This is a genomic window from Pseudomonas entomophila, assembly GCF_029478665.1.
In the GTDB taxonomy this organism is placed as follows: domain Bacteria; phylum Pseudomonadota; class Gammaproteobacteria; order Pseudomonadales; family Pseudomonadaceae; genus Aquipseudomonas; species Aquipseudomonas entomophila_F.
In genome coordinates, this window is sequence record NZ_JARPQB010000063.1 from 20037 (window position 1) to 27755 (window position 7719).

7 protein-coding genes are annotated in these 7719 nt (G+C 62.5%); all 7 read right to left on the reverse strand.

Annotated elements, in window-relative coordinates; all coding sequences use genetic code 11:
- Positions 1-111 precede the first annotated feature (111 nt).
- Positions 112-2301, reverse strand: coding sequence for an LTA synthase family protein (locus tag P5705_RS23920; protein WP_431196975.1), 2190 nt, complete (start codon positions 2299-2301; stop codon positions 112-114).
- 145 nt (positions 2302-2446) lie between these two features.
- Positions 2447-3730, reverse strand: coding sequence for a hypothetical protein (locus P5705_RS23925; protein WP_277463360.1), 1284 nt, complete (start codon positions 3728-3730; stop codon positions 2447-2449).
- A gap of 46 nt (positions 3731-3776) precedes the next feature.
- Positions 3777-4523 carry a hypothetical protein gene (locus P5705_RS23930; RefSeq protein ID WP_277463362.1) on the reverse strand — a complete coding sequence of 249 codons (747 nt, stop codon included), beginning with the start codon at positions 4521-4523 and terminating at the stop codon, positions 3777-3779.
- A gap of 32 nt (positions 4524-4555) precedes the next feature.
- Entirely contained in the window at positions 4556-5236 is a 681-nt protein-coding gene (locus tag P5705_RS23935) for a C39 family peptidase (RefSeq protein ID WP_277463365.1), read from the reverse strand.
- A gap of 66 nt (positions 5237-5302) precedes the next feature.
- Complete coding sequence (locus P5705_RS23940; RefSeq protein ID WP_277463366.1) at positions 5303-6787, reverse strand: heme utilization protein; 1485 nt, start codon at positions 6785-6787, stop codon at positions 5303-5305.
- A 52-nt stretch (positions 6788-6839) separates the two neighbouring features.
- Complete coding sequence (locus P5705_RS23945; protein WP_277463367.1) at positions 6840-7412, reverse strand: adhesin; 573 nt, start codon at positions 7410-7412, stop codon at positions 6840-6842.
- Between the two features lies 1 nt (position 7413).
- A partial coding sequence (locus tag P5705_RS23950; protein WP_277463368.1) for a hypothetical protein occupies positions 7414-7719 on the reverse strand: 306 nt, incomplete at its 5' end.

Consider the following 7719-nt stretch of genomic DNA (forward strand, 5'->3'; position numbering starts at 1 on the left):
TTGCAACCTGGCTATGCCTGTTGTCGTCTCACTTGCCTGTAGGAGCGGATTCATCCGCGATGCACCGCGTAAGCGGTGCTCGATCTCAAGAGCGCAGCAAGGCAGTCGCCATCAGGTGGACTGGGCGATATGCCCGTCCACGCGCTCCTCCAGGGTTTCCTCTTCGCCCGGCAGCGCGGTGATCACGCTGAAATCACTCACCTCGACCTCTCCGCCACCGTAGCCCAGCAGGTGGAAGGAGAACGCCTTGCGCTCGATCGGGTTGTCGAAGTCGAATTCCATTTCCAGTGGCTGGTCAGCCGTCACCCGCACTTCCTCGGGCAGCCCCAGCGCCACATCCTGCTCACGCTCCTTGGCCTTCAGCTGGATATAGGCTTCGTGTTTCGGGTCGAGCGCCCGGATCTTGACGCGTACCCGGGTGCGCGAGCCCTCGGGCATTTCCAGGTATTGCGCACCGATGAGGTTGTCCGCCCAGTCGTCACGGATGCGGTCCTGCAGCGCGATGGGCGCGGGGCCGCCGAACTGGTAGCGCAGGTTGAGCGGGGTGTTCAGCAGCGACTGGTCGAGGGTGGTGGCCAGCAGGCTGATCTGTGGGCCGAGGGTGTGTTCGCCGTGGCCCACGAAGCGAGCCTGCTCGGTAATGAAACCTTCGCTGGCGTAGCGCCGGCAGCGCTGCTGGAAATCGCATTCGCTGAAGATACCCTGGCCGTCGTGGTAGCGCAGCACGCCGTTGGTGTAGGCGATCATTTCACGGCCGCTGTCGTAATCGCGGTACAACGATCGCCCCGCCAGCGCCGCGGGGATCGGCAGAGTGAAGTAGTCGAGCAGCGAAGCGGTCAGGTCGACATGGCCATAGGTGCCTCGGTTGAGCCTGGGCAACTGGGGTTGTTCAGGCGCCAGGGTGAGGTTGAAGCCCCATGACGAAGCCAGCCGCACGCCATCGATGCCATGGGACTCGTCCGAGGTGACGACCACCAGGGTGTCCTCCAGTACACCCTGGCGTTCGAGGGCATCGAGAAAACCGCCCAGGGCGTCGTCGAGGTAGGCGACCGCGGCTTGCTTGGCGGTGGCATGGCGCTGCAAGTAGTCGTCGGGGGCGGAGTAGGGCTGGTGGGTGCCCACGGTCAGCAGGGTGAGCATCCAGGGTTGTGGCTGCTTGCGCAGTTCGCCCACGTAGTCCAGGGCACCTTCGAAGAACGCGCGGTCGTCCTTGCCCCAGGGGAATTCCAGGTAGTTCGCATTGTTGAACCACTCCAGGCCGTGAACCTGGTCGAAACCGATGTGCGGCATGATCCGGTCCTTGGCCATGAAGCGCAGCCCGGCGCCTTGCAGGTAGTGGGTGCTGAAGCCGGCCTGGCGCAGTTGCGCGGGCAGGCAGGCCTGGTTGCGCACGTCCTGGGTCAGCAGTTCGACGCCTTTCGGGGTGCCGTTGGCCAGCTTGTCGTAGTCGCCGCAGAGCATGGCGTACAGGCCACGAATGGTCTGGTGGGTGTGCAGTACGTAGTCGGGGGTGTTCATGCCGCGTTCGGCCCAGCGGCTGAGATTGGGCATGAGTTCTTCGTCGAACCGGCTACCCACGGCCTGGCGGTTGGCTCGAATGTAGGTCCCCGGGATCCCTTCGACGGTGATGATCAGCAGGTTGCGCGCCGTGCCCGGGCCGTCGAACAGCCGCTGGCCGTGCAGGTCAGCCTGGGTGAGGCCGGCAATGGGCAGCGGCATGACGGGTGTTTCCCCCACGACCAGCACCTGGGCCCGCTGTTGCAACTGGCCTGTCGCCGCCGAGAGCAACTGGTGTGGCAGGTTGTATTGGCGCCACTGATCGGCCTCCGACGGCGCGAGCTGCTGGCTGCCCCAATGCACCGCCAGCAAGATCGCCGGCACGGCCCAGGCCTTGCGCGACAGGGCAGCGCCTCGACGCGTGCCGAAGCAGGCGGTTGCCAGCCAGGCGAGCAGGGCGCCCGCCAGCAGCAACGGCAACCAAGGCCTGGCCAGGGCGCCACCGGTGGAGTTCTCCATGAACTGCGGATCGAACAGGTAGGTGAGGTCCGTCTGGTTGGGCAGGCGCCCGACCGCGCTGACCAGTTCGGCAGAGGCGATCAGCAGGCCGCCCCAGGCCAGTAGCACGGGCAGCGCCAGCCACAGTGGCGCACGCCGCAACAGCAGCACCAGCAGGCTACCGATCGCCAGGTCGGACAGGTACCCCAGCGGGTCGGACCAGCCCAGCAGGGCGCGTGCAGCCAGGGGAATGGCCAGTACCAGCGTGCCCAGGGTGATCATCCGGGCATGTGGGTGGCCAAGCATGTTTCTCACGTAAGCGTTCCTTCTTGCCATCAAATCGTCACATAAATGTGCCGAATGATATCAGGCCACGCATACGCAGCGTCTGTAGGACAAGGCTGGTTACCAAATGACGGGCCCGCACGGCAGGCCCATTCAACTGTCCAGGTCAGAAGTAGTAGGGGAATTTCAGGCTGAAGGAGAAGTCTGGTGCGTCTTCGGTCAAGCCGATGGACAGGTTGGGCACGATGGTCAGGTTGTTCGAGGCGGCAAAAGTCAGGCCGACGTTGAAGTTCGCCGCGTTGTAGTCGCTGTTGGTGATCGACTGCCAGTCGCCGCCGTCCTGCTTGATCTTGCTCTTGCGGGCGAACTGGTCGGTGACCGAGAACGACATGCTCATCTTCTCGTTCAGGGCAAATGCGATACCGCCGCCGATCTGCCAGGAATCGCCGAGTTTTACATCACCCCCGACCTTGGTGTTGACCGTGGGACTGATGTCGCTGAACGAGTCCTGCATGTTGTAGGTGTAGGACAGGCTACCGAACAGCACGGCCGGGTCGAAGGTCTTGACCAGCGAGATACCTGGCGTGATCGCCCAGACGCCGTTGCCGGTGGGCAGGCTTTCGGGCACGAACAGGTTGTCGTTGGAGGAGTCGGCCTGGACCAGCTTGATGCCGTAGGGGTCTTTGCCGGTCGGGGCCTTCACGCGCAGCGTCGCGACGGCGTCGGGCCAGTTTTCCGATTCATCGATGAACTTGTAGGCGACACCGAAGTTGACATCGCCGATCTCGGGGTCGCGGGTGACACTGGCGTCGGAGGCGTTCTTGCCCGAGCCTTGCACACCGCCGGAGGAATAGGTGGACTCGCGATAGACGATCGGAACGTTGACGTCGAATTGCCAGCGCTGGTCGACGTTGTAGCGTGCGGTCAGGTCCAGCGTCCAGACATCCGCCTTGATACGGTCGATGTTGATGTTGCCGAGGAAGATCGAATCCAGCGCCAGGAAACCGTTGAGCACCAGCGCCTGGGTGTCGTAGCGCGAGTAGGTCAGCCCGGTTTCGACGCTGAACTTGCCGCCGCCGAAGAAGCCGCTGGCTTCGTCATACAGGTTGGACACACTTTGCGCGGGTTCCGAGTCATCCTTGAGCGACTGGCCATACGAGCTGCCGGAGGCGCCTGGTGCCCCCGAAGCCACGGTCTGCGCGCCCTTGGCCTTCTCCGCAGGGGACCGCACCAGGCGCTTGGGTGGCGCGGCTGCCGGTGTTTCCTCTACCTGGCGAAGACGTTGCTCCAACACCATCAGCGCGTTCTGTTGTGCCTCGTAGCGCTGCTTCAACTGGATGAGCTCCTGTTTCAGCGCTTCGACCTGCGGGTCCGTTGCCGCGTGCAGCAAACTGGCCGGGGCCAGGGTACTCAAACAGACAATAGCTCTGAGTGTTGACAATCGGTGCATGAGTTAGCCGTCCCTTCTGACTACAAAAGATGAGACTCAGCGTAGATCAGTATCCGGAAGTGCGTAGGCCTTTGAGCTGATCAAGGTTGGTGCCGACCGATCCGGCTGCCGCCGCACCGTCGCGCAGCACGATATTCAGGGAGGTGAGGTTGTTCACCCGGTTGCCGGAACCCAGCAAGGTGGTGTTCTGCATCAGCCCACCCTGGGCCAGGCGCTGCAGGCTGCTGCCCTGGTTGTTGCCGGCGTCGATATTGAGCTGCAGCCCCGAATTGCTGGCGGAAACGCTCAGTGTGCCTGCGCCGTTGCTGCCCATCACCGTCGAGCCGGGGGCCAGAAGCTGGCCCTGAGGTTGTGTCGTGGGCGCGTCGTTGCCTTTGCTGACGTTGATATCGACATTGTTCTGCGCCGCGTTGAAGTCGCCGGCGGCGCGCACGACCTGGGTGACGCCCTGGGTGGTGCTCAGGCCACTGCCACCGGTTACGCTGCCAGTCCCGCTGTTTTGCGACGAAGAGGCGCCATTGCCTTTTTCATTGATCATCGACACATAGAATTGCGGCGTGATGGTCGAATGCTGGATCTGCATCGAGGACGTCGCACCGATCACTTCACCGTTGGCATTCTGCCAGGTACTGGTCATGACGATACCAAAGCTGACGATCCGTCCCGGCAGGACGTAGCGGCCGCGCAGGTTGGCCAGCTCCTGGTCCTTGAGCTCGATGGGCTTGAGGGTCTCGGCCTGGGTCGACAGGCTGGCGGCCAGGCACGCCAGTGCCAGCCAGATGCGTGTGTTCATGGGATGCTCCCGGAGCGTGGTGCTCCTTTTCATCAGAAGAAGTCGCTGCGGATGAAGCCGAAATCGATCAGCTCAGCGTCTTGCACCGGGGTGAAGTTATTGATGCGGTTCTTGGCGGACAGCGGCAGTGGTGGGTCGAGCAAGGCATTGCTCTTGTCGTAGCCCTGGCCGATGACGGCGAAGATGATGCCGTTCCAGCCCTTGACGAAGTCCTCGACCTTGAAGCGTTTGTGGCCGAGCACCGGGTCACCGATATAGACCCAGCCTTTGTCGACCCGCTGCATGACCACGAAGTGCTTGTAGCCGCGGATGTCCATCAGGACCACCACGGGAATGCGGATGCTGTTCAAGGTTTCGGGGGCCACCCGGTAACCGCGGGCACGCATGCCGAGGCTTTCCACGTAGCGCTTCATGTCGAGCATGGAGAAGCCCTGGACCCGCACCAGGTCCTGGTCCGAGTGTTCGAGCATGCCCTTGATGATGTGTTCTTCATCGACATCGAGCCAGTAGGCCTGGCGCAGGATGGTCGCCAGCGCCGCGGCGCCGCAGCTGAAGTCGGTCTTCTGCTGGACCAGGTCGACGAACTTGCGTTCGCGGATGCTTTGCACCGGCTTGTAGATCATTGCGCCACCCGGCAGTACGGACAGCGGCATCTGGGCGGCCTCGCTGACACTGGCCACGCACAGCAAAAATACCAAGGCGATAATGCGCATTTTCCCTGTCCCCCCTGGTTCCCTCGTGAAGAAGGCCCCCCGAAGGGGGCCTCCAGGCCACGGCTGTTACATCGAGGTGTTGGAGATGGCCAGCGAGTTGCTTTGCTGGTTGCCCACACCGGCTGCCACGTTGACGCCCAGGTTGCCGCTGCCACCATTAACCGAACCGCTCAGGGTTGCAGTGTTGGTCACAGGGTTGGCCCAGCCGGTCGGGGTCAGCACTTGGAACGAGACCGAGTTGCTCAGCTCGTAAGCATTGGCTTCGTTGTAGCTCTTCGAAATGCTGTCCGAAGACTCCGAGGCTTTCTCGCCGGATTTCTCGAAGGCCGAAGCGTTGGCTTTTTCCCACGCCGATTCGTGTGCTTTTTCGTACGAAGAATCGCGAGACTTGTCATACGACGAGTCACGGCTGCGGTCATACGAAGAGCTGAACGACTTGTCGAACGACGAGTCACGGGACTTGTCATAGGACGAGTTGCTCGACGACTGGTGCGATTTGTCGATCGACGCGTCAAGCGAGGCGTTGAGCGAGGCATCGAACTCGGCGCTGCGAGAACGGGTGAAGCGGCCGGCGGTTTCAGACGAAGAAGCACTGCCCGAAGCGCTGGCGTCGAGCGAGGCGTTCAACGAAGCGCTAGACGACGAGCTGTGGTCGCGGCTGGCCGAGCCACTGGCATTCCAGCTGCTGGAGCCATTGGCATCCCAGTTGTTGGAGCCGCTGGCGCTGCTGCTGCTGGAGCCGCTGGCGTTGCTGCTGCTCGAGCCACTCGAGCTGCTGCTGTGGGAGCCGCTGGCGCTGCTGCTGCTGTTGCCCGCTACGCTGAAGCTCGAGCTGGAGCTCTTGTCGACACTGGCGTCGAACGAACCGCTACGCGAGGACGAGCCGCTCTTCGTGGTGGTGAAGGTCAGCGTGTCCACACGGTAGGTGCGGTCGGCGTTGTTTTCCACTGTCAGGCCAGGGCCATTCTGGTTGGCGGAGGCAGTGGCGGTTGCATTGCCCAGTGGCGCGTTGCTGTTGGCAATGGCCATGGTGTTTTTCTGCTGGTTGAGATCACCACCGGCAATGTTGATACCCACGTTGCCGCTGCTGCCATCACCCGAACCACTCATGACGGCGGAGTTCTGGGTAGACCAGTTGTAGACCTTGTTGTTGCTGCTGGTCTGGTCGACCTTGGCGGTTGCAGTGGCATTGCCGAAGACGAAGGCGTTGTCGCGGTCACCGAGATCGGAGCCGGCGTTGGCGATGGCGGCGGCGTTGTCTTGTTGGTTGCCGTTACCGGCCGCCACGTTGACACCGACGTTGCCGCTTGCGCCTGCGGCGGAGCTGCTCATCTCGGCATTGTTGACGGTGCCTTCATTCTTGATCTTGTTGTTGGTACTTCTTTGCACGTCAGTCGCCTTGGCCGTGGCGGTGACGCTCACCTTGGTTGGAGGAGGGTCATAGTGACCGTGGTGGTGTCCACGCCGATCATTCTGCCCAGCTTGTACAGCAACAGCCATGACCGCAGCAATTGCGAAAACCAGAGGCTTGAGTGCCATCGAGGGTTTCATGGTGATTCTCCGTACTTTATTTTAGGTTAAGTGTTGTTCTTACCTGTTTGGGTCAATTGGCGACCCGTACGCTCAGGGTGTTAGCCGTCTGGTTCCCCACCCCGGCGCTCTGATTCAACTGAACCACCCCACGGCTACCGGTGAATGCCTGGTCACTGGTGGTGACCTGGCGATGGCCGGGTGCGAGATCAGTCGGATCGGAGCTGTTGATCAGCGCCACGTTCTGTTGCAGAAGGACGCTGTCGTCGATGCTTTGCGGCTGGGCACTGATGCTGATGCGCAGTGCGTTGGCTTGCTGGTTGGCGGCACCGGCGCTCTGGTTGACACCCAGCGCGCCACTGCCGTGGCTGAACGAATCACCCTTGATATTGGCCTGGGCGTCGACTGCGGGGTCGACCTGGCTGCGCAGCCGCTGGCGGATCTGGGTGCTGGCATTGGCGTCATGGCCAATGGCGAAGGCCCGGGCGTTGGCCTGTTGCTGCTGGTCGCCGGCGGCCTGGTTGACACCGACGTTGCCCTGGTACTGGGCAGCGGAGTTGTCGATGTTGGCGTTGTTGACCACTGGGCCCTGGGCAAAAGCCGACGCACTGCACAGCGCGGCCAGAATCAACACGGTGTGTTTCATGTTACTGGCCTCCGGTCAGGATATTCAGCGCGCCCATGCCCTTTTGCACGCCGGAGTTGACCATGTTGGAGATGCCGTTGCCGCCGGACCCGGCGCCGCGCCCTCCGGCCAGGTTCGGCAACTGGCTCTGGCTGTTGATGTTGCCGCCCATGTTGTTGGTTTGCTGGGTGACCAGGGTGCTGATGCCCGAACCGCTGCTGATGCCGGCAAAGTCACCATCGCTCAACTCGTTGGTCTGGGTGAGGATATGCGCGGACGGGTTGGCATTGGCGGTGGTCGGGTAGGGGTCGGGGGCAAGGGGGCGGGT

Coding starts and splice junctions, on each gene's coding strand:
- P5705_RS23920 (WP_431196975.1), bottom strand. CDS start 2,301: ATGCTTGGCCACCCACATGCCCGGATGATCACCCTGGGCACGCTGGTA.
- P5705_RS23925 (WP_277463360.1), bottom strand. CDS start 3,730: ATGCACCGATTGTCAACACTCAGAGCTATTGTCTGTTTGAGTACCCTG.
- P5705_RS23930 (WP_277463362.1), bottom strand. CDS start 4,523: ATGAACACACGCATCTGGCTGGCACTGGCGTGCCTGGCCGCCAGCCTG.
- P5705_RS23935 (WP_277463365.1), bottom strand. CDS start 5,236: ATGCGCATTATCGCCTTGGTATTTTTGCTGTGCGTGGCCAGTGTCAGC.
- P5705_RS23940 (WP_277463366.1), bottom strand. CDS start 6,787: ATGAAACCCTCGATGGCACTCAAGCCTCTGGTTTTCGCAATTGCTGCG.
- P5705_RS23945 (WP_277463367.1), bottom strand. CDS start 7,412: ATGAAACACACCGTGTTGATTCTGGCCGCGCTGTGCAGTGCGTCGGCT.